Raw genomic sequence first — 26,068 nt, 5'->3', positions numbered from 1 at the left:
TCCTAGGAGGCCGCGGCGCCGGTGGCGGGCGCGGGCGCCGGGCGCGGCGTGGACGGGTTCCGCAGGAACAGCGCCATCACCGGGACCAGGTACGCCGCCCACATGACCAGCTGCAGCCAGGTGATCTGCGGGGTGACGTTCAGGACGCCCTGGAACACCGTCTGCATCCAGTCGCCCGCGGAGCCGAACTTGGCGAAGAACAGGTGCGGCTCCAGCGCGACGGCGTTCAGGCCGGGGAAGACCTCGGCCTCCTGCAGGTCGTGGAAGCCGTAGCCGAACACGCCCGCGGCGACGACGATGAGCGCGGCGCCCGTCCAGGTGAAGAACCGCCTCAGGTTGATCTTCAGGCCGCCGCGGTAGAGCAGGTAGCCGAGCGCGACCGCGACGGCGAGGCCGAGCACCGCGCCGATGATCGGCTGGGTGGAGCCCTCCGAGGAGTTGGAGATGTTCGTCCACAGGAACAGGGCGGTCTCCAGGCCCTCGCGCCCCACGGCGAGGAACGCGACGGCGGCGAGGGCGAGCGGCCCGACGTCCAGCGCGCCCTCCAGCTTGCCCTCCAGCTCCGCCTTCATGAACCGCGCGGTCTTGCGCATCCAGAAGACCATCCAGGTGACGAGCCCCACCGCGACGATCGACAGGACGCCGCCGAACAGCTCCTGCGTCTTGAACTGCATCTCCGAGGACGCGGCGGTGAGGGCGATGCCGAACGCGAACGCCAGCGCGACGGCGGCGCCGATCCCCGTCCACACCGGAAGGAGGGCCCGGCGGTTGCCGGTCTTCACCAGATAGGCGATGAGGATGCTCACGACCAGCGCGGCCTCGAGCCCCTCGCGCAGTCCGATGAGGAAGTTGCCCAGTAGCATCGCCGCACTCCTCGGGAAGGCACAGGTGTTTTAGGCAAAGCTAACCTAAGCCAGTCTGCGCCTCCGCGCCCGCCCCCGGCAAGGCGCCGGGGACGGCGCTCAGAGCTCGCCTTTGGTCTCCAGCCGCAGGAACGCCTTGGCGATCGGCTGGGCGGTCAGCCCGACCTGCCAGTTCCGTGCGCCGAGGTCGCGGAGCGCGGCGGCGATCGCCGACGGGGACGACTCCGCGGGCGGCGTCCACGCCAGGCGCCGGACGGAGTCGGGCTGGAGCAGGTTCTCCGACGGCATCGAGTGCTCGTCGGCGAGCGCGGCGACGACGGCGCGGGCCGCGGTGAGCCGCTTGGCGGCCTCCGGGTCGCGGTCGGCCCAGCGGTGCGCGGGCGGCGGCCCGTCGCCGGGCAGGTTCGACTCCGGCAGCGCCCGGTCCGACAGCTCGCGGGCGCGGGCGACCGCGCGCAGCCACGCCGACTGGTGCCGGCGGGCGCCGCGGCCCCGCATGGTGGGCAGGGCCTGCAGCTCGGCGGGGGTCTTCGGGGCCTGCTGCGCCAGCTCGATGATCGCGGCGTCCTGCAGCACCCGGCCGGGGGACAGGTCCCGCTCCTGGGCGATCTTGTCGCGGGCCGTCCACACCTCGCGGACCGTCGCGAGCGCCCGCCGGTTGCGGACCCGGTGGATGCCGGACGTGCGGCGCCACGGGTCGGGGCGCGGCGGCTTCGGCGGCGTCGCGAGGATCGCGGCGAACTCCTCCAGCGCCCAGTCGAGCTTGCCGGCGGCGGCCAGCTCCTCCTGCAGGGCGTCGCGCAGCTCGACCAGCAGCTCGACGTCGAGCGCGGCGTAGCGGAGCCAGTCCTCGGGGAGGGGGCGGGTCGACCAGTCGGCCGCCGAGTAGCCCTTCTCCAGCACGAAGCCCAGCACGTTCTCGACCATGGAGCCGAGCCCGACGCGGGGGTAGCCGAGCAGCCGCCCGGCCAGCTCGGTGTCGAACAGCCGGCGCGGGACGAGCCCGACCTCGGCCAGGCACGGCAGGTCCTGGTTGGCGGCGTGCAGCACCATCTCGGCGTCGGCGAGCGCCGCGTCCAGCCCGGACAGGTCGGGGCAGGCGATCGGGTCGATCAGCGCGGTGCCGGCGCCCGCGCGGCGCAGCTGGATCAGGTAGGCGCGCTGGCCGTACCGGTAGCCGGAGGCCCGCTCGGCGTCGACCGCGACGGGGCCGGTGCCCGCGGCGAACGCCGCGATGACGCGCTCGAGCCCGGCGGCCGTGGCGACCACCGGCGGGACGCCCTCGCGCGGCTCCAGCAGGGGGACCGCCGGGGGGCCGGTGTCGTCCTCCGCGCCCTGCCGGCCCTGTTCCGCCCCTTGGGGAACGGTCCCGGACCGCTGATCGACGGCCGTCTCCTCCGCACCGGACTCCCCTTGGGGGCCGGTGGCGCGCGTTTCGGACACTCCCACTGCTTCCGTGTTCTCCCCCGCCGCCTGCTCGATGCCGGATCCGGTTCCGGGCGCTCTGCTCACGCCCCTACCGTACGTCTTTCAACCGCCTGGACCGCCCCGCGGTCAACCCCCTCCGCCGCCGGGCCGGTCGGGCAGCGCGGCGACCCCGGAGGGCGGCAGCCCCGCCGTGGTGCACATCACCTCGCACCAGGCCGCGACGTGGCCGGCGAGGTCATCGCCCGTCGGCGACCACGAGGCGCGCAGCTCCAGCTCGGTGGTGGACGGCTCGCCCTGCTTGTCGCCGAAGCTCTCCGACACCGCGCGGGTGATCGTCCCGGACACGTTCGCGTACCCGGCGGGCTCCAGCGCCTCCAGCAGCCAGTCCCAGGCGACGGAGCCGATCAGCTCGTCGGCGGCGATGTCGGGCTCCAGGTCGGCGCGGATGTAGGCGACGACGCGGAACCCGTTCGTCCAGCCCGGTCTGCCGTCCGGGTCGTACAGGACGATGAGCCGCCCGGTGGCGACCTCGGTGTCGTCGTCGCGGAAGACGCTGCCGGACATGGCCGCCGCGTAGGGCGCGAGGCGCTGCGGGGCGGGCATGTCCTCCAGGTCGAGCTCCGGCCGGACGGCGGGGCCGTCGAGGAACGCGCGGAGCGTGTCGACCGCCCGCTGGAAGGCAGGTGGGTTCATGGATGGACCGGCCTGGTCGCGGGGAGGTGGCGGAGCGCCGCCGGACGGCGCGGGCGGATGCTGCCGGGGCGGTGCCCCGCCGCACGCGGCGACGGGGGGACGCGGAGGGGAAACGGGCACGGCACAGGTGGTTTCGTCTCGGGGGCCGGGCCGCTCAGGCCACGGCCCGCGCGGTGGCGGCGCCGCGGGGCGCCGGGACGGTCGCGTGGGCGGTCTCGCGGACGGGCGCGACGGGCGCGGCGGTCACCGGCGGCAGACCGACCAGGACGGCCGTGCCGCACTCGGTGCACGCCCGCTCGGGGCACTCCGCGCCGTGCCCGTCGGAACACGGCGGCTGCTCGAACACGCGTTCATCACCGCAGGTGGAGCAGTACAAGGGGGAACCTCCCTCGGCTATGACACGCATCACGTTCGCACGCGCCGGTGACAGAATGCGGGACTTCGCTCGGCGTGTCCGGAAGTTCGTTCCGCCTCGGCCGTCACTCCGGTGCCTTCCCCACCTGGGTTTCATGGGACCATCGCAGGGTGACCGCTGACGCTGCCCGTCCGAACGACGACACCGCGCAGGCGCCCGGCGACGGCGCCCTCGCCGAGAGCCCCTTCCTGCTGGCCTGCCGCCGGCGCCCGGTGCCGCACACGCCCGTGTGGTTCATGCGGCAGGCGGGCCGCTCCCTCCCGGAGTACCTGCGGATCCGCGAGGGCGTCCCGATGCTGGAGTCCTGCACCCGCCCGGACATGATCGTGGAGATCACGATGCAGCCCGTGCGCCGCTACGCGGTGGACGCGGCGATCTTCTACAGCGACATCATGGTGCCGCTGAAGGCGATCGGCGTCGACCTCGACATCAAGCCGGGCGTCGGGCCGGTCATCGCCGACCCCGTCCGGTCGGCGCGCGACCTCGACGTGCTGCGCCCCCTGGCCCCGGACGACGTCCCGTACGTCACCGAGGCCGTGCGGGGGCTGGTCGGCGAGCTGGGGCCGACGCCGCTGATCGGCTTCGCGGGCGCGCCCTTCACGCTCGCCGCGTACCTGATCGAGGGCGGCCCGTCCAAGAACCACGAGCGCACCAAGGCCGTGATGTACGGCGAGCCGGAGCTGTGGGCGAGCCTCATGGACCGCCTCGCCGACCTCACCATCGCGTTCCTGAGGCTCCAGGTCGAGGCCGGGGCGAGCGCCGTGCAGCTGTTCGACTCGTGGGTGGGCGCGGTCGCCGCGCAGGACTACCGCGAGTCGGTGCTGCCGCACACCCGCCGCATCTTCGCCGAGATCGAGCGGCTCGGCGTGCCGCGCATCCACTTCGGCGTCGGGACGGGCGAGCTGCTCGGCCCGATGGGCGAGGCGGGGGCCGACGTCGTCGGCGTCGACTGGCGCGTCCCGCTGGACGAGGCCGTCAGCCGGGTCGAGCCCGGCAAGGCCCTGCAGGGCAACCTCGACCCGGCGATCCTGTTCGCGCCGTGGGAGACCGTGGAGGCCCGCGCCCGCGACGTCCTCGCCCGGGGCCGCACCGCCGAGGGCCACATCTTCAACCTGGGCCACGGCGTCCTGCCGTCCACCGACCCCGACGTGCTGGCTCGCCTCGCGGACCTCGTCCACGAGGCGAGCAGCACGGACCGGAGCTGAGCACGGACCGGAGCTGAGCACGGACCGGAACTAGGCGGGCGGCGGCTGCTGCGACGCCCCCGGGCCGGCGGCCCCAGGGCCGGCGACCGCCTTGTCCTGCTGGGCGGGCCGCTGCGGGCCCTGCGGGGCGTGCTGCGGGCCGTGCTGCGGCGCGGGCGCCCGGGGCGGGACGGGCCCGCGGCGGCCGCCGAGCAGCCCGCCGAAGCGGGCGCGGAGCCGGTGCCGGAGCAGGAACAGCGGCACGCCCACCACGGCGGCGGCGAGCAGGAACGGCAGCAGCCAGCCGACGACGACGGCGAGTCCGGTCACGAACGCGGTGAACGCGTCCCAGCCGTTCTGCAGGCCGCCGACGAACCCGCCGCGCTCGTCGTCGTCCTTCTTCGGCGCGTTCGCCTTGGTGACCAGCGTCAGCGTCACGGTCGCGTACTGGGTGCGGTGCTTGAGCGAGTTGAGCCGGGCCTGCATGGCCTCCAGGTCGGCTTCGCGCTCGGCGATCTCCTGCTCGACCTGGATGACCTCGCCCACGGACTTCGCGCGGCCGAGCAGCTTGCGGAACGACTCCAGGGCGGCCTTCGCCGACCGGACGCGGGCGTCGACGTCGGCGACCTCGCCGGTGACGTCCTCGGCCTCCTGGGAGAGCGAGAGCCGCGTGCCGAGCTGCGTGCCAAGCCGGTTCAGCACGTCGGAGTAGCGGGCGGTGGGGACCTTCAGCGTGATCTCCGAGCGGGGCGGCTCGCTCGAACTCGACTCCTGCTCGACGTAGCCGCCGGCCGCCTCCGCCATCTGCTTGGCCTTGGCGGAGGCGTCCTCCACGTCGCCGGCGCGGACCCGCAGGCGCGCCGTGCGGACGACCTCCTGCCCGTTCGGCAGCGGCGCCCGCGTGCCCTTGGCGCCGCCCTGCCGGGCGTTGTTGCCGGTGCCCCCGGTCTCGGCCCGCGGCGGTGCCGCGGGGCCGGCCGCCGATCCGCCCCGGTCCACGGTCTCCGACGAGTCGCCGCCCCCGCCTCCGCCTCCGCAGGCGGCCAGGACCCCGGCCAGCAGCAGGACGACCAGCGCGCATGTGACGTTCCTGACGTTCCGCATGGCGTTTGGACGGGGTGGCGAGGGTCACCGTTCCGGGGGCCGAATCACGATCAGGCCACGAAGCGCGGTCACTCGGGGCACAGGGTGTGCGGCGCGGCCACGGCCCGTCCCCCGCGCGGGCCGTGACCGCACCGGCCGCCCGGCGCGCGTCGGTCACCTGTCTCCGGTCACCCGTTCCGGGTCAGCCGTCGGTGAGCACGACGGGGCCGCCGATGTTCACCGACCCGAGCGTCCACAGGGCGCCGGTGCCGGGGACGACGGCGAGGGCGTCCGCGTAGATGTTGCTGCGGTTCGGCACGGCCGTGGTCGGGACCCGCTCCCACGTGCCGCCGCTGTAGTGGATCAGTCCGGGCTTGGCGGGCTCGTCGAGGTTGTGGCCGAGCGCCCACAGCGTCCCGTCCTCGCCCTTGACGATCCGGGTGAGAGCGTTGTAGCCGGGCGGCGGGGTGACGCTGCTCCACGCGGTGCCGTCCCAGTGCAGCATGCGGGACGTGGCCGGGGACGTGCGGTAGTCGATCCCGACCGCCCACGCCTCGGTGGGGGAGACGGCCACCATGTCGCTGATGCCGCCGATGCCCTCGGGCGGCTGGTTCACCGGGACCTCCGTCCAGGAGTTCCCGTCCCAATGGTGCGCCTCCACCGTCCGGCCGTTCTGCTCGGTGCTGCCGAGGACCCAGATGTCGTCGTCGGCGCGGATGGTGAACTCCTCCAGGTAGGTGTCCGGAGGCGTGGTGATGTGCGTCCACGTGTCGCCCGTCCGGCGGTAGACGCCGCTGTCCACGGTCACCCAGACCCCGTCCGTGCCCGCGTGGACGTCCAGGGTCCTGGACGCCGACGGCAGGGCCACCTCCTCGAACCGCGTTCCCGTGAAGTGGCCCAGGTAGGGGCCGCGCGCCCCGTCGCCGAGCCTGCTGGCGCCGATCCAGACGTCCTCGGGGGCGACGGCGTCGACGTCGGTGACCGAGGCGTGGTTGGGCAGGTTCTGCAGCTCGTACTCGACCCAGCGCCCCTCCTTCCAGCGCCGCACGACGGGGTTGCCGGGGATCGACTGCCCGGTCCCGGGGATGGGGCCGGGAATGACGATCTCGCCCTGGTGCCCGGAGATCCAGACGCTGTCGGGCGAGGCGGCGTCGACGTCGTAGAGGGAGTTGTTCGGCCAGAAGAACGGCAGCGGGACCGGCCTGAAGTCGCCGCGGGTCGCGGCTTCGGCCGGGGACGCGAGCCCGGCGGCCAGCAGGAGCGCCGCGGCGGCGGCCAGAGGAGCCTTCCAGGAGATCATGCATGCCAGTATTCACTGGCATGGTGTCGGAGATCTTGTCACTTCTCCGATAAAAAGGGGCCCGGCGGCGGTCCGGGCCGGGCCGGTGTGACGCGCGACGCTCCGGCCGCCCCGGTGCGCGATCCGCCGGACCGTCTGGAAGGCTGGAGGCATGACCACGTCCCATGCCGTCGTCGTCGGGGGCGGCATCGCCGGCCTCGCCGCCGCCCGGACGCTCGCCCGGGACGGTGTGCGGGTGACCGTGCTGGAGGGCTCCCCCCGGATCGGCGGCAAGCTCCATGTCAGCGAGATCGCCGGCGTCCCGGTGGACGAGGGCGCCGAGTCGATGCTGGCCCGCCGCCCCGAGGGCCTCGACCTCGTGCGCGGTCTCGGCCGCGCCGCCGACCTGGTGAACCCCGGCACCGCCTCGTCGGCCATCCTCAGCCGCGGCGCGCTGCGCCGCCTCCCGTCCGGGCAGGTCATGGGCGTCCCGTCCGACCTGCGCGCGCTGGCCGCCGCCGGGGTGCTCTCGCCGGCCGGGCTCGCGCGCGTCCCGCTCGACCTCGTGCTGCCGGAGACGCCGCGCGGCGGGGACGTGTCCGTCGCCGCCTACATCGGCGCCCGCGTCGGCCGCGAGGTCGTCGACCGGCTCGTCGAGCCGCTGCTCGGCGGCGTGTACGCGGGCCGTGCCGAGCTGCTGTCGTTCGAGGCCACGCTGCCCGCCGTCGCCGCCGCCGCGCGCGGCCAGCGGTCGCTGATCAGCGCCGTCCAGGGCATCCGCAAGGCCGCGCCCGCCGACGCGGGCCCGGTGTTCGCCACGCTGCCGGACGGCCTCGGCACCCTCCCGCACCTGGTCGCGGCCGACATCACCGCCGCCGGCGGGACGGTCCGCACCGGCGCGACGGTCCGCGAGCTGCGCCGCCGCGAGGACGGCTGGCGGCTCACCGTCGGCCCGACCCGCGACCCCGAGTACCTGGACGCCGACGCCGTGGTCGTCGCGGTCCCGGCCGCGCCCGCGTCCCGGCTGCTGGAGCCGGACGTGCCCGCCGCCGCGCGGGAGCTCGCGGCCATCGAGTACGCCAGCATGGCGATCGTCACGCTCGCCTACCGCACCACCGCGTTCCCGCGGCTGCCGAAGGGCAGCGGCTACCTCGTCCCGGCCGTGGAGAGCGACCCCGGGCGCGGCGGGCGGGGCGTCAAGGCCGTCACGTTCAGCTCGGTAAAATGGCCGCACCTGCGCGACCGCGACCCCGGCGTCATCGCCGTGCGCTGCTCCATCGGGCGGCTCGGCGAGGAGCGCACGCTCCAGCGGCCCGACGAGGAACTGGCCGCCAGCGCCATGGCCGAGCTCGCCGCGACGTGCGGCGTCACGGAACTGCCCGTCGAGAGCCGGGTGACCCGGTGGGGCGGCGGCCTCCCGCAGTACAACGTGGGCCACGCCGACCGCGTGGCCAGGGTCCGCGCCGCGGTCGCCGGAACGCCGGGGCTGGCCGTGGCGGGCGCCGCCTACGACGGGCTCGGCATCCCCGCGTGCATCGCCTCGGCGCGCGCGGCGGCGACCCGGGTGCTGGACCATCTGCGCAGTCGAGAAGGAGTGGAACATGGCCGATCAGGCGGGCAAGCCGAAGGCACGCGAACTCAATAACGTCATCCGCTACACGATGTGGTCGGTCTTCCGCGTCGCGAAGCCCGGCACGCTCGGCGAGCGGGACGCCGCCGAGGTGCAGGACCTGCTCGACCAGGCCGCGCAGAAGGACGTCACCACCCGCGGCGCCTACGACGTCGCCGGGCTGCGCGCGGACGCCGACTACATGTTCTGGTGGCACGCCCCGACGTCCGACGACCTGCAGGAGGTCTACACCCGGTTCCGCCGGACGGCGCTGGGGCGCGCCAGCGAGCCGGTCTGGTCGCAGATGGCGCTGCACCGCCCGGCCGAGTTCAACAAGAGCCACATCCCGGCGTTCCTCGCCGATGAGGAGCCCCGCGCCTACGTGTGCGTGTACCCGTTCGTGCGGTCCTACGAGTGGTACCTGCTGCCGGACGACGAGCGCCGCGCGATGCTCGCCGAGCACGGCAGGATGGCGCGCGACTACCCCGACGTCCGGGCCAACACGGTCTCGGCGTTCGCGCTCGGCGACTACGAGTGGATGCTGGCGTTCGAGGCCGACGAGCTGCACCGCATCGTCGACCTGATGCGCCACCTGCGCGGCGCGAAGGCGCGGCTGCACACCCGCCTGGAGATCCCGTTCTACACCGGCCGCCGCAAGCCGGTCGCCGAACTGGTCGCCGGCCTGGCCTGAGCGGCGCTCACCGGCGTGTTGCCCTTCCCGGCGCGCTCATGGAGGGCAACACGCCGCGAGGCAACGCGCCCGCACCGGAGTGCGGGCGGGCCCGCTACTCGGCGGGTTCGAGGGTCAGCGAGATCGAGTTGATGCAGTACCGGTCGTCGGTGGGGGTGTCGTAGCCCTCACCGTGGAAGACGTGCCCGAGGTGGGAGTCGCACACCGCGCAGCGCACCTCCGTCCGGACCATGCCGAGGGAGCGGTCCTCGATCAGGGTGACCTTGTCGGAGTCGGCGGGCTCGTAGAACGACGGCCAGCCGCAGTGGCTCTCGAACTTGGTCTCCGACCGGAACAGCTCCGTCCCGCAGGCGCGGCACCGGTACACGCCGACCGTCTTGGTGTCGGTGTACTCGCCGGTGAACGGCTTCTCCGTACCGGCCTCCCGCAGCACGCGGTACTCCTCGGGGCTGAGCTGCGCCCGCCACTCGTCCTCGCTCTTGCGGATCTTCTCCATGCCTCCGACGGTACCCGGCGGGGACGCTCCGGAGGACTGTCGTGCACGTGGGTTAACGTGCAGTCATGGCCTCGCCCTACATCGAGATCCCGGTCGGGGATCGGCTCGTCAAGGTGACCAATCCCGACAAGGTCTACTTCCCGGAGCACGGCTACACCAAGCGGCAGCTGGTGGAGTACTACCTGGCCGTCGGCGACGGCATCCTGCGCGCGACCCGCGACCGCCCGACGACGCTGGAGCGGTGGCCCGCCGGGGTCTTCGAGGGCGCGAAGATGGCCACCCGCGAAGACTACGCGCGCGGCCAGGCGGGCATGGGCGCGGGCAAGTCCGACGCGTTCTACCAGAAGCGCATCCCCAAGGGGGCGCCCGACTGGGTGCAGACGGCGCGCATCGCGTTCCCCAGCGGGCGCTCGGCCGACGAGGTGTGCCCGACCGAGCCCGCCGTGATCGCCTGGGCGGCCAACCTCGGCACGCTGACCTTCCACCCGTGGCCCGTCCGCAAGGGCGACGTCGACCACCCCGACGAGCTGCGCATCGACCTCGACCCGCAGCCCGGCACCGACTTCTCCGACGCCGTCCGGGTCGCGCTCGGCCCGGCCCGCGAGCTGCTGGACGAGCTGGGCTACACCGGCTACGTCAAGACCTCCGGCAAGGCGGGCGTGCACATCTACGTCCGGATCGAGCCCCGCTGGACGTTCACCGAGGTCCGCCGCGCCGCGCTCGCCTTCGCCCGCGAGGTCGAGCGGCGCGCCCCCGCCGACGTCACCACCAAGTGGTGGAAGGAGGAGCGCGGCGAGCAGATCTTCATCGACTTCAACCAGAACGCCCGCGACCGGACGATCGCCTCGGCCTACAGCGTCCGGCCGGCCCCGCACGCCCCCGTCTCGGCCCCCCTGACCTGGGATGAGCTGGCCGACGCCGATCCGCGCGACTTCACCATCGCCACCATGCCGGCCCGGTTCGCCGAACTGGGCGACCTCCACGCGTCCATCGACGACGCGTCCTTCTCCCTCGACGGCCTGCTCGACCTGGCCGACCGCGACGAGAAGGACCACGGCCTCGGCGACATGCCGTACCCCCCGAACTACCCCAAGATGCCCGGCGAGCCGAAGCGCGTCCAACCCAGCAAGAACACCGACAACCGCTGACCTCCGACGACCGGGCGCACCCGCGACCCGTCCCGCCCGGAAGGAGGCGGGGCGGTTCTCGGCGGGGCTCAGGTGCGGGTGAAATCGGCCGGCTGGACCTCGGGCACCGGGTTGGTCGGCCTGAAGATGGGCCAGTCGGGGGTACCGCATCCGGCGGCGTGCAGCGCGGCGCGGACATTGGCCGAGAAGAGGCGCACGGCGTCCGCCTCGGTATCGGCCGTGATGCCCATGAGAATGCCCGCCCACCGCTCAGTGATCTTCACGGTGATGTCCGGGTCGATGATCCCCTCGTCGACATCGGCCAGATCGTAGAGGGCATCGGTGACGGCGTCGGTGAAGGTGTCGAAATCATCGTCCGTGTCGCGTGTCGGGTCCACGCAGACGAAGGTGAGATCGGCCCTGAGGTAGAAGGTCATGCGGCTCACCCCTTCCAGCACGCGGCCCCTCTTTGCCCAGCCTCCTTGTGGTTCGCATGATGGCGCACAACGCGGTTCGGTGTGTGATGATTCGGATACTTACTGTGCCTTCCCCTGGGCTGGGGTGGGTCGAAACGGGGCGCGGCCCGCCGCCCGGGGTTGCGGGCGGCGGGCCGGGGTGGTCAGTACAGCTCGCGTTCCTGGACGGGGAGGGTGACCTGTGTCGGGCCGCGCCAGGTGGCGGAGCGCTCCGGCGGGGCGACGAGGGCGGCCGGGTCGTCCTCGGCGGCGACCACCGGGATGCTGACCGACGAGCCGCGCAGGTCGACCGTGACCTGGGCGCCGGTGGGGGTCTCGGTGTTGTAGTCGGCGTCCGTCCCGGCCAGGACGAGCGCCAGGCGGTGGCCCTTCTTCAGCAGGTACTCCTGGCTGAGCGTCTCCCAGCGGACGGTGTGGTACCGGCCCGGCTTCAGCGGCTTCGGGCGGCTCAGGGAATGGGCGTTCTGGGCGTCGAGCCAGCCGCGGGCGATCACGTTCACCGGGGACGTGACCGTCGTGACCTCGGTCTTCTTGTAGCAGGCGTCGTCGGAGGGCGTGCTCTCGCCGTGGCAGTCCTCGGTGTCGAGGGTCCGGATCCCGGAGCCCGAGCCGAGGTAGTTCACCCGGGTGTCCTCGCCGTAGTCGACGAGCAGCGCCGTGAGGTTGGCGGTGGGCTTGTCCAGCTTGATGCGGAGCGTGGCCTCGGGGGTGCCGGAGAGGCGACCCGTCCGCGGCAGGGGAGCGGACACGAACGCGGCCCGGTACGGCTGCGCGGCCGTCGGGTCGGCGACCATCGCGCTCTCGGAGGTGCCGCCGCCGCGCGGGCCGGGGGCGTCGGTGAAGGCGGCCGTCGCGCCGTGCGGCGCGCGCTCCAGGCCGAGAGCGCCCTCGGGGCCGGGGCGCAGGACGATGCTCCGGGCGTCGCGGGACGGCCAGTCCCGCTGGGTGATCCACTGGTCGGGGCCGATCTCGATGTCGGCGCGGGGCTCCCGCATGATCCCGTTGGGGATCTTCTGCAGCTCGTGGTCGAACCAGCGGTGCAGCGTCGCCACCCACGCGTCGCGGCGGGTGTCGAACGGGTCGACGTGGCCGCGCTGCGACAGCCACACCTTGCGCTGCACGCCGCGCCGCGCGAGGGCGCTCCACCACTCGGCGAAATGGTCGTCCTTGACGTTCAGGTCGTTGACGCCGTGGGCGGCGAAGATGCTCGCCCGGACCCGGGACGCGCGGGCGATCGTCCCGTCCCGGTAGTCGGCGGTCTTCCAGTAGGCGTTGTAGTTCCCGGTGGCGTCGTCCTCGCCCGCGTCCAGGGCGGCGTTGACGGCGGCGCACTTCTCGGGCGGGTCGGTGTCGACGTAGCTCGCGAGCCAGGGCTGCTCGTCCGTCCAGTACTTCACGCCGTTCATCCGGCTGTAGCCGTACCAGCTGCTGATCGCCGAGATCGGGACGATCGTCTCCAGCCCCTCGACGCCGGTCGCGGCGACGCCGTTGGCGAGCGTCCCGTCGTACGACTTGCCGATCATGCCGGTGCGGCCGGTCGACCAGGTCGCCCGGACCGGGGTGCCGTCCGCCCGGTACGCCTTCGCCCGGCCGTTGAGCCAGTCGACCACGGCCTTGCCGCCGAGGACGTCGGTGGGCCCGCCGCTGACGGGGCAGCCGTCGGAGCGGGTCGTCCCGACCATGTCCACGGCGAGGAACGCGTACCCGCGCGGGACGAAGTAGTTGTCGTAGTACAGGGGGAACCGCACCGGGTTCCCGGCGGCGTCGTAGGTCTTCAGCTCGCTCTCGTTGCCGCGGCCCGCGTTGTCGTAGTACGGGCTCTCGTCCATGATCACCGGGACCTTGAGGCCGTGCTCGGTCTCCTTGGGCCGGATGATGTCGACGTTGACGCGGTCCTTGCGTCCGTCGCCGTCGCTGTCCACGGCGGACTCGACGTACACGTGCTCGCGGATCGCGTCCTTGTAGGAGAAGACGGGCTGGGTCACGCCGTCCTTCACCACGATCTTGGGGGACGGCTGCGCCAGCGCCGCCGTGCCGCCGCCCGCGAGCGCCGCGCCGGTCAGCACGGCCAGCGTCATCGTCCGCCGGGTCCGTCTCAGGGGTCGCCTGGCCAACCCGCACCTCCGGGAGCTGAGAAAACGATCTCTACGCCGGCCACGCTCCTCGCCGGGCGCGGCCGGGTAAAGGGCGGTGCGCGACGAACTCCGCCCGGATTTGGTCACCTCCTGCCCTTGCGTCACACGGTCAGACCGAAACTAGGGTCTCGGTCCGTCCGAGACGGGCGAGGGGGATGCCCGGCGCTACCCCGGGCATCCCCCTGCGCATGGGTTGGAGTTATCGAAAAGCACTCAGGATGGGACCGTTCCGCATCAACCTGTCAAAGAAGGGCGTCGGGCACAGCGTCGGCGGGCGCGGCGCCCGCTACACGCGCGGGGCGGACGGCCGCCGCCACATGACGTTCCGGATCCCCGGGACGGGCCTGTCCTGGCGGCGCTCGCTCGGCCGACGCCGCTGAGCGGAGCGTCCGGCACCGCTAACCGGAGCGTCCGGCGCGGTTCACCGCCGACAGGACGGCCTCCACCGAGGCGGCCAGCACGGACGTGTCGCGCCCCGCGCCCCACATGACCGTGCCGCCGACGCGGCACTCGGCGTAGGCGACGGCCATGGCGTCGCTGCCCTCACCGGTGGACTGCTCGGCGAGGTGCAGGACGTCCACCTTGATCCCGGCGGCGGCCAGCGCGTCGGTGAGCGCGTCGATCGGGCCGTTGCCCGACCCGGTGTACGCGCACTCGTCGCCGTCCACCCGGACGACGCCGGTGAAGTCGTGCCGCGCCGGGCCGGTGCTGGAGGTGCTCCAGCCGGTCAGCGACACCGGGCCCGCCGGCCGGACGTACTCGGCGCGGAACAGCTCCCACAGCTCGGCCGCCGTGATCTCCGCGCCGCTGCCGTCGGTCTCCCGCTGCACGACGCGGGAGAACTCGATCTGCAGGCGGCGCGGCAGTTCGAGCCCGAACCCGGTGCGCAGCAGGTAGGAGATGCCGCCCTTCCCGGACTGGCTGTTCACGCGGATGACCGCCTCGTACCCGCGGCCCACGTCGGCGGGGTCGATCGGCAGGTACGGGACGTCCCACGGCAGCCGCCCCGGCGGCACACCGGCCTCCTCCGCGAGCCGGGCGTGCCGCGCCATGCCCTTGCCGATCGCGTCCTGGTGCGTCCCGGAGAACGCCGTGTAGACCAGGTCGCCCGCGTACGGGTGCCGCTCGTGGACGGGCAGCCGGTTGCAGAACTCGACCGTCCGGCGGATCTCGTCGATGTCGGAGAAGTCGATCCGCGGGTCGACGCCCTGCGCGTGCAGGTTCAGCGCGAGCGTGACCAGGTCGACGTTCCCCGTCCGCTCGCCGTTGCCGAACAGGCAGCCCTCCACCCGCTGCGCGCCCGCGAGCACCGCCAGCTCGGCGCAGGCGACGCCCGTGCCGCGGTCGTTGTGCGGGTGGACCGACAGGATCACCGCGTCCCGCCGCGCCAGATGCCGGTGCATGTACTCGATCTGGTCGGCGTACACGTTCGGGGTGGCGATCTCGACCGTGGCCGGCAGGTTCAGGATCACCGGGCGGTCGGGGGAGGCGTCCCACAGCGCGGTGACCGCGTCGCACACCTCCAGCGCGTAGTCCGGCTCGGTGAAGTTGAACGTCTCGGGGGAGAACTCGAACCGCACGCCGGGCCGGGCGAGCCGCGCCACGTCGGCGGCGCCGTCCAGGATCAGCCGCTTCACCCCGTCCCGTCCGGCGCCGAGCACGACGTCCCGCCACACCGGGCCCGTCGCCGTGTACAGGTGCACGACCGCCCGCGGCAGCCCCTCGATGGACGCGAACGTCCGCTCGATCAGCTCCGGGCGTGCGGGAGTGAAGACCACGGGGGTCACGTCGTCCGGGACGCCCGCCTCGGCCAGGTGCCGGACGAAGTCGAAGTCGGTCTGGCTCGCCGACGGGTAGCCGACCTCGATCTCCTTGTAGCCCATCGCCACGAAGAGGTCGAACATGCGGCGCTTGCGCGCCGTGTCCATGGGCTCGGCCAGAGCCTGGTTGCCGTCCCGCAGGTCGACGGGCACCCACAGCGGCGCCTCCTCGATGCGCGCCGACGGCCAGGTGCGCTCGACGTCCGGCACGGGCGACGGGACCCGGTCGTGGACGGACCGGTAGCGGTCGAACGGCATGGAGCTGCCGCGCTGCGGATTCCAGAAGGGTCCGGCCGCGGGGCCGGACGGGGTGCGCAGGGTCGGGAAGTTCATGGGGCGTTTCCTCGCGATCGCCGGGACGACCGGCAGCACCGGACCCCGCGGCGGGGTGCCGGTCGGATCAGGCCCCGCCGCGGCGACCGAGGAGAAGCGCCCGCCACGACATGCCCGCCACTCAATCACACCTCAGCTCCTCAGACAAGCTGAGCGGATATGCTGATCGCCCCGCCCCGCGACGAAGGGATCCGCATGGCGCCGCTCGGCCGGCTCCGCCCCAGCCCGCTCGTCGAGCAGGCCGCCCAGCGCCTCCGCGAGCAGATCGCGGACGGTTCCTGGCCGGTCGGGACGCGGCTGCCGGGCGAGACGACGCTCGCGCGCGAGCTCGGCGTCGGCCGCTCCACCGTCCGCGAGGCCCTGCGCGCCCTCGCCGGCGCCGGCCTCGTCCAGGCCCGCCAGGGCGCCGGCGTGTTCGTCATCGCGACCGAGCCGGACGAGGACTGGCCCGCCCGGCTGCGCCGCGCCTCCGTCGCCGACGTCTACGAGATCCGCATGATGCTGGAGGTCCGCGCCGCCGAGCTGGCCGCCGAGCGCCGCACGGACGCCGACCTCGACGCCCTGCGCGCGGCCCTCGGCGCCCGCGACGCGGCCTTCGCCGGCCCCTCCACCGAGGGGTTCATCGACGCCGACATCGCCCTGCACACCGCCGTCGTGGCCGCCGCGCACAACCCGGTCCTCGCCGACCTGTTCGCCGAGTTCGTCCCCGTCCTGCGCGACGGCCTCCTCGACCTCGCGACCCTGGTGGACGTCCGCGCCTCCGACACCGCCCACGGCCGCGCCGCCCACGCGGCCCTGGTGGACGCCGTCGCGGCCGGCGACCCCGAGGCCGCCGGCCGCATCATCAGGGCCGAGCTCACCCGGACCCTGCGGGCCCTACTCCAGGGACGCTAGGAGGGGCGGCAGGTCGTTGTCGTGGACGATCGTCAGGCGCCGGGTGGCCCTGGTCAGGGCCACGTAGAGGTCCTGGCCCCCCTTGGGCGACTCGGCGACGATGCCGGCCGGGTCGACGATGACGACGGAGTCGAACTCCAGGCCCTTCGCCTCCTCGGCGGTCAGGACGACCACGGGGGAGTCGAGCGCCTCGGGCGTCGCGCCGGCGGGCGCGTCCGGCAGGGCCGCGAGGACCTCGGCGCGGCGGGCGCCGGAGGAGATGACGGCGAGGCGGCCCGCGGTGGACGCCTCGTCGGTGACGAGTGACAGCTCGGTGGCGACGAGCGAGGGCAGCTCCGCGACCGGGAGGGCGATCGCGGCGGGCGGCGGGCCGTCGTCGCGGACGGGCTCCGGAGGCGTCTGGCCCGGGTCGACCGCGGCGAGGACGCCCGCGGCCACCCGCATGATCGCGGCCGGGGTCCGGTAGTTGACGAGCAGGCGCTGCTCCCGCCAGCGGCCCGGGACGTAGCGGTCGAGCATCTGGCCCCAGGAGGCGGCGCCGGCGGCGCTGCCGGTCTGCGCGATGTCGCCGACGACGGTCAGGGAGCGGGTCGGGACGCGGCGCATCACGGTCCGCCAGGCCATCTCGGAGAGCTCCTGCGCCTCGTCCACGATCACGTGGCCGTAGGCCCACTCGCGGTCGGCCAGGGCGCGCTGCGCGGTGGTGAGCGGCGGGCCGCCGTCGTCGTGGCGGTCGGCCAGCTCGCTCGCGGAGATCACGTCGCGGGCCGAGAGCAGGTTCGTGGTGCCGACGGACTCGATGACCTCGCGGGCGTAGCGCTCCTCCTCCGCGCGTGCGGCGGCGGCCGCACGCTGCCGGGCCCGCTCGGCGGAGTCGTCCCGGCCCAGCAGCTCGGCGGCCTCGTCGAGGAGCGGGACGTCCGAGACGGTCCACGGGGAGTCGGCCGGGCGGTGCAGGGGCGCGCAGTCCATGCCGATCTGCTCGCCGATGCGGGCGAGAGTGCCGGGGGAGGCGTAGAGATCGCTCAGGAGACGCTGCGGGGTCAACTCCGGCCAGAGCCTGTTGAGGGCCCTCTTGACGGCCGGCTCCTGCCAGAGGGCCTCCTTGGCCAGGCGGAGGTCCGTCTCGTCCAGGAGGGGCTCGTCCTCGGCCTCGTCGATGAGCTCCTGGAGCCACTCGGGCATGCCGCCGGACTTCGCGAGCTCCTCCAGGGGCTCGTCCATGAGGCGGTCGTACTGCTCGGCCCTGTTGACGGCGAGCGCCTCCAGCATGTCGTGGACGAAGCGCCGCCGCTGGATGTTGTGCGGGCGGCGCAGAGCGCGCGCACGGTCGCGGATCTGCTCGCACTTCTCGGCGTCCACGACGAGGGCGAGGCCGTCGACGTCGAGACGGAGCCCGTCCGCGGGCACGCGCTGCCGGTCGTGGACGGCGGCCTGCACCAGGTCGACCATGCGGTGGTCGCCCTTGATGACGGCGACCTCGGGGGTGTCGCGGGCCGTCGCCTTGACGCCCGGGTAGAGCTCGCCGACGGTGGCCAAGGCGACGTCGGTCTCGCCCAGGCCGGGCAGGACCTGCTCGATGTAGCGGAGGAAGGTGGCGTTCGGGCCGACGACGAGCACTCCCCGCCGTTCGAGGACGTCCCGGTGCGTGTAGAGCAGGTACGCGGCGCGGTGCAGGGCGGCGACCGTCTTGCCCGTGCCGGGGCCGCCCTGGACGACGAGCACGCCGTGCAGGCCGGAGCGGATGACCTGGTCCTGCTCCTCCTGGATGGTCGCGACCACGTCGCTCATCCGTCCCGTCCGGCCGCGGCGCAGGGTGGCGAGCAGCGCGGCCTCGCCGACGACGGAGCGCCGCTCCGGCTCCGCGAGCCCCTCCAGGTCGAAGACCTCGTCGTCCAGCCGGACGACCTCCCGCTGCCGCAGGTGCAGGTGGCGGCGGCGCGCGAGGGTACCCGGGGAGCCCGGCGTGGCGGTGTAGAAGGGCCGCGCCGCTGCGGCGCGCCAGTCGATGAGGAGCGGCTCGTGGTCGGCGTCGCGCAGCCCGATGCGGCCGATGTAGAACGTGTCGCCGGGGCCGTCCGCGCCGCCCCGGTGGTCGATCCGGCCGAAGCACAGGGCGTGCTCCACCGCGCTCAGCCGCGCGAGGCGGCGGGCCGCCTCGTCGGTCACGACGGCGCTCTCCACCCGCGCCTGGAACGCCGAGCCGCCGCCCGCCGCGGGCCCGTCGCGCAGCGCGGCCTCGGCCTTCTCGCGCTCGGCGTCGAGGCGCGCGTAGATCCGGGACACCTGCGCCTGCTCGGTGCGCAGCGGCGCGCTCGCGGGGGCGGAGTCCTCGCGAACCGAATTCTCGCGGTCGGGGTTGACAGCATCCGCTTGACGGAGTCCCATGCCTCGACTACACTCCTATTCATAGGATGAGGTTTCTTGTGCGCAGGTCGTAAGTCGCTAGCCTAGCATCCTTTCCCGCACTCCGGATGATCTTCTGGTCGCGATCAAAAGATCGTCTTTGTTGGGCCGGGCGTCATCCGCCCGCCGCCCCGCGGTCACCGATCTTCGTGAGGCTTTCCGGCGATCACTGCCGGACCCTCCGAAAGGTCGCTCCTCCATGGCCGACTCCGCGCACCCGCTGAACCGGAGAACGTTCCTGATCGCCGGCGGTCTCGCCGCCGCCACCGCAACCGCCGCCGGGCCGCTCCTCCCCGGCACCGCCCGCGCCGCCGCCCCGCGCCCGCGCACCCTGCCCGGCGACCCGTTCACTCTGGGCGTCGCGTCCGGCGACCCAGGCCCCGGCGGGTTCGTCCTGTGGACGCGGCTCGCCCTGAATCCGCTCGCCGAGGACGGCCTCGGCGGCATGCCGTCCCGTACCGTCCCCGTCCGCTGGGAGGTCGCGTCCGACGAGCGCTTCCGCCACGTCGTGCGGCGCGGCACCGCCGCCGCCCGCCCCGAGGCCGCGCACTCCGTCCACGTCGAGCTCGACGGCCTGCGCCCCGGACGCGACTACTGGTACCGGTTCCGCGCCGGCGCGCACATCTCCCCGGCGGGCCGGACCCGCACCGCCCCGCACCCCGCCGCCTACGGACCCGCGCTCGCGATGGCGTTCGTCTCGTGCAGCCAGTTCGAGCACGGCTGGTTCACCGCCTACCGGCGCCTCGCCGAGGAGCACCCCGACCTCGTCCTGCACCTGGGCGATTACCAGTACGAGTACAAGAAGGGCGTCTACACCGTCCCGGGCGGCAACGTCCGCGACCACGAGGGGCCCGAGACGGTCACGCTCGCGAACTACCGGCTGCGGCACGCCCAGTACAAGTCCGACCCCGACCTGCAGGCCGCGCACGAGGCCGCGCCGTGGCTCGTCGTGTTCGACGACCACGAGATCGAGAACAACTGGGCCGGCGACATCCCCGAGGCCGACTCCGACACCCCGTCCTCCGAGGCGTTCCGCGCCCGCCGGGCCGCCGCCTTCCAGGCGTACTACGAGAACATGCCGCTGCGCCGCGCGTCCGTCCCGAAGGGGCCGGACATCCAGATCTACCGGCGCGTCCAGTGGGGCAGGCTCGCCACCTTCCACATGCTCGACACCCGCCAGTTCCGCGACGACCAGGGCTGCGGCGACGGCTACAAGGACTGCCCCGAGGCCACGGACCCGAAGCGCTCCATCACGGGCGACCAGCAGGAGGCATGGCTGCTGGACGGCTTCCGCCGCTCACGCGCGCGCTGGGACGTCCTGGGGCAGCAGGTGTTCTTCGCCCAGCGCGACAACACCGAGGGGCCGGTGAAGAAGACCTCGATGGACGCCTGGGACGGCTACGTCGCGTCCCGCGACCGCATCACCCAGGGGTGGCTGGACGCGAAGGTCCGCAACCCCGTCGTGCTCACGGGCGACGTCCACGCGCACTGGGCGAGCGACCTGAAGGCCGACTACGACGACCCGTCTTCGAAGACCGTGGGCTCGGAACTGGTGTGCACGTCCATCACCAGCACCGGCGACGGGAAGGACTCGAACCCCGCCGACCACCCCTTCCTCAAGATCAACCCGCACCTGCGCTTCTACAACGACCAGCGCGGCTACGTCATGACGACGATCGGCAAGGACGAGATGAGGGCCGACTTCAAGACCCTGCCGACCGTCCGCACCCCGGGCGCCGAGATCTCCACCAAGGCCACGTTCGTCATCGAGGACCGCGTCCCCGGCGTCAACCAGACCTACCTGCGGCCGTTCGTGTCGGCGAAGGCCACGCCGCAGCCCGACGGCGAGCTGATCCAGCAGACCATCGCCAAGGAGACCCAGCCCTGATCCCGCCACCCCCTGGGGACGTGCCCGGCGGCGCGTCCCCAGGGCGGTGCCTCAGCGGTCGACGCGCGGGCTCGTCGCCGGGCCGGAGAGGATGTCGGCCAGGTCGTAGGCGACGGGAACCTCGAGCTGCTCGTACGTGCACGACTCGGGGGTGCGGTCGGGCCGCCAGTTGCGGAACCGGGCGGTGTGCCGGAACCGGTCGCCCTCCATCGCCTCGTACGCGACCTCCACCACCAGTTCGGGGCGCAGCGCCACCCAGCTGAGATCTTTCTTGCCCGTCCAGCGGGAGACGGCGCCGGGCATCCGGTCGGCCGTCGCCTCGCTCTGCCGCGCCCACTCGCCCCACGGGTGGGCGGAGAGGTCCTCCAGCCGGTAGGGCTGCAGCTCCTCGACCAGCTCGGCGCGCCGCTTCATCGTGAAGGACGCCGCGACCCCGACGTGCTGGAGCTTGCCCGCGGAGTTGTACAGGCCGAGCAGCAGCGACCCGACGATCGGCCCCGACTTGTGCCAGCGGAAGCCCGCCACCACGCAGTCGGCGGTGCGCTCGTGCTTGACCTTGAACAGGACGCGCTTGTCGGGCTCGTAGACGGTGTCGCGGGGCTTGGCGATGACGCCGTCCAGCCCGGCGCCCTCGAACTCGTCGAACCAGCGCAGCGCCAGGTCGTAGGAGTCGGACGCCGGGGTGACGTGGATGGGCGCCTTGACGCCTGCCAGCGTCTCGGTGAGCCGCCTCCGGCGCTCGCCGAGGGGCACCTCCATCAGCGACTCGGAGCCGAGCGCCAGCAGGTCGAACGCCACGAACGAGGCGGGTGTCTGCTCCGCCAGCAGGTTGATCCGGGACGCGGCCGGGTGGATGCGCTGCTGGAGCGCGTCGAAGTCGAGGCGCGTCCCCCTCGGCAGCACGATCTCGCCGTCGACCACGCACCGCTCGGGCAGCTCGCGCTTCACCGCCTCGACCAGCTCGGGGAAGTAGCGGGTGAGCGGCTTCTCGCCGCGGCTGGACAGCTCCACCTCGTCGCCGTCGCGGAAGACGATGCAGCGGAAGCCGTCCCATTTCGGCTCGTACAGCAGGTCGCCCTTGGGCATGGTCTTGACCGCCTTGGCCAGCATCGGCGGCAGCGGCGGGCTGATCGGCAGGTCCATCCCCCCATCTTGCGCCCCGGCACTGACAGAACGACAGCCCGGGGGGTCCGATAACGTGCAGGTCATGCGCCGTTTGCTGCCAGAGCCCCCCACCGGCGTCGACCCCTACGAGGCCTACGGCGACCTCCCCGGGCTGCGGCTCGGCATGGTCGTGAGCGTGGACGGCTCCGCCACCGACGCCGAGGGCTGGACGGACGGCCTCGGCGGCGACGCCGACTTCCGCGTCCTGCGCAGCCTGCGCGCGCTGGCCGACGCGATCCTCGTGGGCGCCGGCACCGTCCGGACCGGGCGCCTCGGCCCGGCCCGCCTGCGCCGGGATCTGCGCGCGCGCCGCGGACGCCCGCCCGCGCCCATCGTCGTGGTGACGGGTTCCGCCGACCTCGACTGGACGCTCCCGCTGTTCACCAAGGCCGAGACCCCAACCATCGTGGTGACGTCGCAGAGCGGTCGGCAGAACGTGCCCAAGGGCATCCAGGTGGTCTCAGCGGGTGAAGACGGCGTCGACCTCGCCGCCGCCGTCAAGACGCTCCGCGAAGACCTCGGCTACGAGCATCTGCTCTGCGAGGGCGGCCCCGCACTGGCGACCGCGCTGATCCGCGAGTCGCTCGTCGACGAGCTGTGCCTCAGCATCGCCCCGACCCTGCTCGGCAGCCCCCGCCACACCCGCCTCCTGGACGGCCTGGAGACCGAGGTACCGCTCGACCCCACCGCCCTCTACATCGACGAGGGCGTGCTCTTCGTCCGCTACCGGTTGCGGGTGTAGCGCAGGAACAGGAAGTCCTCGTCCTGCAGGGCGTGGGCGAGCTTCAACTCCGGCGGGACGGGCACCGGCGGCCCGTCCAGGATCCGCGTCGGGTTCCCGCCGAGCAGCATCGGGCTCAGCGTGAGGCACAGCTCGTCCAGCAGCCCGGCCGCCACCACCTGCCCGAGCACCGACGGCCCGCCCTCGCACAGCAGCCGCCGGTGGCCGCGCTCGGCGAGCTCCCGGACGGCGACGGAGAAGTCCAGCGAGTCCTGCCCGGCGATGATGACGTCGGCGTGCTCCCGCGCGGCCTCCACCCGGGCCGGGTCGGCGCACGCGGGCGCCAGCACCATCGTCGGCACCTCGGCCTCGGTGAAGATGGGGGCGCCGAAGTCCAGGTCGAGGCTGCGGGACACGATCGCGATCGGCGGGGCGGGGGAGTTCCGGTCCCGGACGGCGTCCCAGCCCTCGCTGCGCCTGACCGGGCCGTAGCCCTCGGCACGCACCGTCTGCGCGCCGATGATGACGGCGTCGGCGAGACCGCGCAGCAGCAGGAACAGGTGCCGGTCGGCCGCGTTGCCGAGGCCGCCGCTGCGCTCGTCGCGCTGCGCCGCCCCGTCGAGGCTGGCCACCATGTTGGCCCGCAGCCAGGTTCCGTCGGGCGGGTACGCGTAGCGCGCGGCGAGGTCGGCTTCGCCGGGCTCCGGAGACAGGATCCGCATAGATCTTTCACGCTACTGCACGCGCCGTTCGACCGGCCGGATGACCGCTTGTGTACCAATCTGTAGAAATCCGTCATGCCGGGCCCGTCGGGAGGTAACACTTGCCCGCGGGGGACGGGGACGAGAATTCCACAGAAGGGAGCGGGGGGTGGAGTACGCGGCGCTGTGCGCGTGGATCCTCGCCGCCGCGGCGGGCGGCTACCTGCTGGTCATCTGGTTTCTGAACGGGGGGCGCTCGACGAAGGTGACGCGGTTCCCGATCCTGGTCGTGGTGGGGCACCCCCTCGCGGCCGTGGCGGGCCTCGCCGTGTGGATCGCCTACCTGGCCACCGGGGACGCCGTATACGCGTGGATCGCCTTCGCGGGGCTGCTGGCGGTCGTCCTGCAGGGCTTCATGCTGTTCACCCGCTGGCTGGTCGGGCGGGGCGGCCGGCACGCGCGCGGCGCGGAGCAGGCGTTCCCGGCCGCGGCGGTCACCGTCCACGGCCTGGTGGCGGTCACCACGGTCGTGCTGGTCTTCCTGACCGCGCTCCAGACCGCCCGCGCCTAGGGCAGCCTCCGCAGGACGAGGAGGGCGCGGTCGGTGAGGGGGACGGCGTCGCGGGCCTTGACCCGGGGCCGCTCGCCCACCGAGCCGGGCTCGGCGGTGTCGAGGGCGAACTCCCAGCGCTCGCCGTACTCGGCGCCGGGCAGGATGAACTCGACGGGCTCCGACCCGGCGTTGACCAGCAGCAGGAACGAGTCGTCGCGGACGCGGCGGCCGCGCGGGTCGGGCTCGGTGATGGCGTCGCCGTTGAGGAACACGCCGAGGGACTTCGCGAACCCGACGTTCCAGTCCTGGTCGGTCATGCTGTCGCCGGCCGGGGTGAGCCAGGCGATGTCGGCGGCCGCGCCGGTGCCCCGCCCGGTGAAGAACCGGCGCCGCCGGAACACCGGGTGGTCGTGCCGCAGCCGCGACAGGATCCGGACGAACTCCATGTCGTCGGAGTCCTCCCAGTGCACCCACGCGGTCTCGTTGTCCTGGCAGTAGGCGTTGTTGTTGCCCCGCTGGGTGCGGCCCAGCTCGTCGCCGTGGGAGAGCATCGGCACGCCCTGCGACAGGAACAGCGTCGCCAGGAAGTTGCGGCGCTGGCGCGCGCGCAGCTCCAGGACGGCCGGGTCGCGGGTCGGGCCCTCGGTACCGCAGTTCCAGGAGCGGTTGTCGTCGGTGCCGTCCCGGTTGTCCTCGCCGTTGGCCTCGTTGTGCTTGTGGTCGTAGGAGACCAGGTCGGTGAGCGTGAACCCGTCGTGGCAGGTGACGAAGTTGATGGACGCGAACGGCCGCCGCGCGCTGTGCTCGTACAGGTCCGACGAGCCGGTCAGCCGGGACGCGAACTCCGGCATGGTCGCGTACGACCCGCGCCAGAAGTCGCGGACCGTGTCGCGGTACTTGCCGTTCCACTCCGTCCACAGCGGCGGGAAGTTCCCGACCTGGTAGCCGCCCTCGCCCACGTCCCACGGCTCGGCGATCAGCTTCACCTGCGAGACCACCGGGTCCTGCTGGACGAGGTCGAAGAACGCCGCGAGCCGGTCGACGTCGTGCAGCTCCCGGGCCAGCGCGGAGGCCAGGTCGAACCGGAACCCGTCGACGTGCATCTCCAGGATCCAGTAGCGCAGCGAGTCCATGATGAGCTGCAGCGCGTGCGGGTTGCGGACGTTCAGCGAGTTGCCGCAGCCGGTGTAGTCGAGGTGGTACCGCTTGTCGTCGTCGCGCAGCCGGTAGTAGGACGCGTTGTCGATGCCCCGGAACGACAGCGTCGGCCCCAGGTGGTCGCCTTCGGCGGTGTGGTTGTAGACGACGTCCAGGATGACCTCGATGCCGGCCTCGTGCAGCGCCCGGACCATCGCCTTGAACTCCAGCACCTGCTCCCCGGCCTGCCCGGACGAGCTGTAGGAGTTGTGCGGCGCGAAGAACCCGATCGTGTTGTAGCCCCAGTAGTTGGCGAGGCCCCGCGCCACCAGCGCGTGCTCGGGGACCGACTGGTGCACCGGCATCAGCTCCACGGCCGTCACGCCGAGGTCGAGCAGGTGGTCGATCATCACCGGGTGCGCGAGGCCCGCGTACGTGCCGCGCTGCTCCTCCGGGATGGCCGGATGCAGCCGGGTCAGGCCCTTCACGTGCGCCTCGTAGATGACGCTCTCGTGGTAAGGGACCCGCGGCGGCCGGTCGTCCGCCCAGTCGAAGAACGGGTTGATGACGACGTTCTTCGGCATGTAGGGGGCGCTGTCGTCCTCGTTCAGCGCGTCGGGGTCGTCGAACCGGTAGGAGAACAGCGACTCGTGCCACCGGACGCCGCCCTCCACGGCCTTGCCGTACGGGTCGAGCAGCAGCTTCGACGGGTTGCAGCGGTGCCCGTCCCGCGGGCTGAACGGGCCGTGCACCCGGTACCCGTACCGCTGGCCGGGCCCGATTCCCGGCAGGTAGCCGTGCCACACGAACCCGTCGGCCTCCGGCAGGTCCCGCCGCGTCTCGGTCCCGTCGGCGTCGAACAGGCACAGCTCGACCCGCCGCGCCACCTCCGAGAACAGGGCGAAGTTGGTGCCCGTCCCGTCCCAGGTGGCGCCGAGCGGATAGGCGTCCCCGGGCCAGACCTCCCGCATG

23 protein-coding genes are annotated in these 26,068 nt (G+C 73.3%); 9 read left to right on the top strand and 14 right to left on the bottom strand.

Going from position 1 to position 26,068, the window contains the following annotated elements:
- Positions 1–2: 2 nt before the first annotated feature.
- From efeU to CHF16_RS30345, 4 genes are all read right to left on the bottom strand, one after another.
- A complete protein-coding gene (gene efeU, locus CHF16_RS30360; RefSeq protein ID WP_089329577.1) occupies positions 3–863 on the bottom strand; it encodes an iron uptake transporter permease EfeU in 861 nt (286 codons plus the stop codon).
- 99 nt (positions 864–962) lie between these two features.
- Positions 963–2,162, bottom strand: coding sequence for an HRDC domain-containing protein (locus CHF16_RS30355; RefSeq protein ID WP_218826916.1), 1,200 nt, complete (start codon positions 2,160–2,162; stop codon positions 963–965).
- 255 nt (positions 2,163–2,417) lie between these two features.
- Entirely contained in the window at positions 2,418–2,984 is a 567-nt protein-coding gene (locus CHF16_RS30350; RefSeq protein WP_089329575.1) for a DUF3000 domain-containing protein, read from the bottom strand.
- Between the two features lie 154 nt (positions 2,985–3,138).
- The gene (locus tag CHF16_RS30345; RefSeq protein WP_218826912.1) at positions 3,139–3,360 is read right to left on the bottom strand and encodes a hypothetical protein; all 222 of its coding nucleotides are present in this window, start codon (positions 3,358–3,360) and stop codon (positions 3,139–3,141) included.
- A gap of 227 nt (positions 3,361–3,587) precedes the next feature.
- Between CHF16_RS30345 and hemE the strand changes: the two genes are divergently transcribed.
- Positions 3,588–4,604, top strand: a complete 1,017-nt coding sequence (hemE, locus tag CHF16_RS30340; RefSeq protein ID WP_218826915.1) for a uroporphyrinogen decarboxylase — start codon at positions 3,588–3,590, stop codon at positions 4,602–4,604.
- Between the two features lie 30 nt (positions 4,605–4,634).
- On the opposite strand, the gene CHF16_RS30335 is transcribed toward hemE, so the two are convergent.
- Positions 4,635–5,687: a DUF4349 domain-containing protein gene (locus CHF16_RS30335; protein WP_089329572.1), complete on the bottom strand. Its 1,053-nt coding sequence runs from the start codon at positions 5,685–5,687 to the stop codon at positions 4,635–4,637.
- A 181-nt stretch (positions 5,688–5,868) separates the two neighbouring features.
- Positions 5,869–6,966 (bottom strand): hypothetical protein, encoded by a 1,098-nt coding sequence (locus CHF16_RS30330; RefSeq protein ID WP_089329571.1) that lies wholly within the window; start codon positions 6,964–6,966, stop codon positions 5,869–5,871.
- A gap of 151 nt (positions 6,967–7,117) precedes the next feature.
- Between CHF16_RS30330 and hemG the strand changes: the two genes are divergently transcribed.
- Entirely contained in the window at positions 7,118–8,590 is a 1,473-nt protein-coding gene (gene hemG, locus CHF16_RS30325; RefSeq protein ID WP_089329570.1) for a protoporphyrinogen oxidase, read from the top strand.
- Positions 8,547–9,245, top strand: a complete 699-nt coding sequence (gene hemQ, locus CHF16_RS30320) for a hydrogen peroxide-dependent heme synthase (protein ID WP_089329569.1) — start codon at positions 8,547–8,549, stop codon at positions 9,243–9,245. Before hemG ends, hemQ begins: the two co-directional genes overlap by 44 nt.
- A gap of 94 nt (positions 9,246–9,339) precedes the next feature.
- On the opposite strand, the gene msrB is transcribed toward hemQ, so the two are convergent.
- On the bottom strand, positions 9,340–9,741 hold the full coding sequence (msrB, locus tag CHF16_RS30315; protein WP_089329568.1) for a peptide-methionine (R)-S-oxide reductase MsrB: 402 nt from the start codon (positions 9,739–9,741) through the stop codon (positions 9,340–9,342).
- 65 nt (positions 9,742–9,806) lie between these two features.
- Between msrB and CHF16_RS30310 the strand changes: the two genes are divergently transcribed.
- On the top strand, positions 9,807–10,889 hold the full coding sequence (locus CHF16_RS30310) for a DNA polymerase domain-containing protein (protein ID WP_089329567.1): 1,083 nt from the start codon (positions 9,807–9,809) through the stop codon (positions 10,887–10,889).
- A 68-nt stretch (positions 10,890–10,957) separates the two neighbouring features.
- On the opposite strand, the gene CHF16_RS30305 is transcribed toward CHF16_RS30310, so the two are convergent.
- Positions 10,958–11,305 carry a hypothetical protein gene (locus tag CHF16_RS30305; RefSeq protein ID WP_143228174.1) on the bottom strand — a complete coding sequence of 116 codons (348 nt, stop codon included), beginning with the start codon at positions 11,303–11,305 and terminating at the stop codon, positions 10,958–10,960.
- Between the two features lie 182 nt (positions 11,306–11,487).
- Positions 11,488–13,422: a Xaa-Pro dipeptidyl-peptidase gene (locus tag CHF16_RS30300; protein ID WP_089329565.1), complete on the bottom strand. Its 1,935-nt coding sequence runs from the start codon at positions 13,420–13,422 to the stop codon at positions 11,488–11,490.
- A 212-nt stretch (positions 13,423–13,634) separates the two neighbouring features.
- Here CHF16_RS30300 and CHF16_RS30295 point away from each other — a divergent pair, with 212 nt between their 5' ends.
- Positions 13,635–13,859, top strand: a complete 225-nt coding sequence (locus CHF16_RS30295; RefSeq protein ID WP_342750142.1) for a DUF4236 domain-containing protein — start codon at positions 13,635–13,637, stop codon at positions 13,857–13,859.
- 18 nt (positions 13,860–13,877) lie between these two features.
- On the opposite strand, the gene leuA is transcribed toward CHF16_RS30295, so the two are convergent.
- Complete coding sequence (gene leuA / locus CHF16_RS30290) at positions 13,878–15,632, bottom strand: 2-isopropylmalate synthase (protein ID WP_245869539.1); 1,755 nt, start codon at positions 15,630–15,632, stop codon at positions 13,878–13,880.
- A 159-nt stretch (positions 15,633–15,791) separates the two neighbouring features.
- Here leuA and CHF16_RS30285 point away from each other — a divergent pair, with 159 nt between their 5' ends.
- A complete protein-coding gene (locus CHF16_RS30285) occupies positions 15,792–16,526 on the top strand; it encodes a FadR/GntR family transcriptional regulator (RefSeq protein ID WP_245869537.1) in 735 nt (244 codons plus the stop codon).
- On the opposite strand, the gene CHF16_RS30280 is transcribed toward CHF16_RS30285, so the two are convergent.
- Positions 16,509–18,914, bottom strand: coding sequence for a HelD family protein (locus tag CHF16_RS30280; RefSeq protein ID WP_089329564.1), 2,406 nt, complete (start codon positions 18,912–18,914; stop codon positions 16,509–16,511). The two genes, CHF16_RS30285 and CHF16_RS30280, sit on opposite strands and share 18 nt — an antisense overlap.
- Before the next feature lie 217 nt (positions 18,915–19,131).
- Between CHF16_RS30280 and CHF16_RS30275 the strand changes: the two genes are divergently transcribed.
- Positions 19,132–20,820, top strand: coding sequence for an alkaline phosphatase D family protein (locus tag CHF16_RS30275; protein WP_089329563.1), 1,689 nt, complete (start codon positions 19,132–19,134; stop codon positions 20,818–20,820).
- Positions 20,821–20,871: 51 nt separating this feature from the next.
- Here the strand turns inward: CHF16_RS30275 and CHF16_RS30270 are convergent, their stop codons facing one another.
- A complete protein-coding gene (locus tag CHF16_RS30270; protein WP_089329562.1) occupies positions 20,872–21,963 on the bottom strand; it encodes an ATP-dependent DNA ligase in 1,092 nt (363 codons plus the stop codon).
- Between the two features lie 64 nt (positions 21,964–22,027).
- Between CHF16_RS30270 and CHF16_RS30265 the strand changes: the two genes are divergently transcribed.
- Positions 22,028–22,726 carry a dihydrofolate reductase family protein gene (locus CHF16_RS30265; protein ID WP_089329611.1) on the top strand — a complete coding sequence of 233 codons (699 nt, stop codon included), beginning with the start codon at positions 22,028–22,030 and terminating at the stop codon, positions 22,724–22,726.
- Here CHF16_RS30265 and CHF16_RS30260 read toward each other — a convergent pair.
- Positions 22,708–23,427, bottom strand: a complete 720-nt coding sequence (locus CHF16_RS30260) for a pyrimidine reductase family protein (protein ID WP_089329561.1) — start codon at positions 23,425–23,427, stop codon at positions 22,708–22,710. The genes CHF16_RS30265 and CHF16_RS30260 overlap by 19 nt on opposite strands.
- Positions 23,428–23,575: 148 nt before the next feature.
- Here CHF16_RS30260 and CHF16_RS30255 point away from each other — a divergent pair, with 148 nt between their 5' ends.
- Positions 23,576–23,977, top strand: a complete 402-nt coding sequence (locus tag CHF16_RS30255; RefSeq protein WP_089329560.1) for a hypothetical protein — start codon at positions 23,576–23,578, stop codon at positions 23,975–23,977.
- Here the strand turns inward: CHF16_RS30255 and glgX are convergent.
- Entirely contained in the window at positions 23,974–26,067 is a 2,094-nt protein-coding gene (glgX, locus tag CHF16_RS30250) for a glycogen debranching protein GlgX (RefSeq protein WP_089329559.1), read from the bottom strand. The two genes, CHF16_RS30255 and glgX, sit on opposite strands and share 4 nt — an antisense overlap.
- Between the last annotated feature and the right edge of the window lies 1 nt (position 26,068).

This window comes from Actinomadura meyerae, from assembly GCF_900188445.1.
Taxonomy (GTDB): domain Bacteria; phylum Actinomycetota; class Actinomycetes; order Streptosporangiales; family Streptosporangiaceae; genus Spirillospora; species Spirillospora meyerae.
This window is presented reverse-complemented; position numbering and strand designations above follow the sequence as displayed.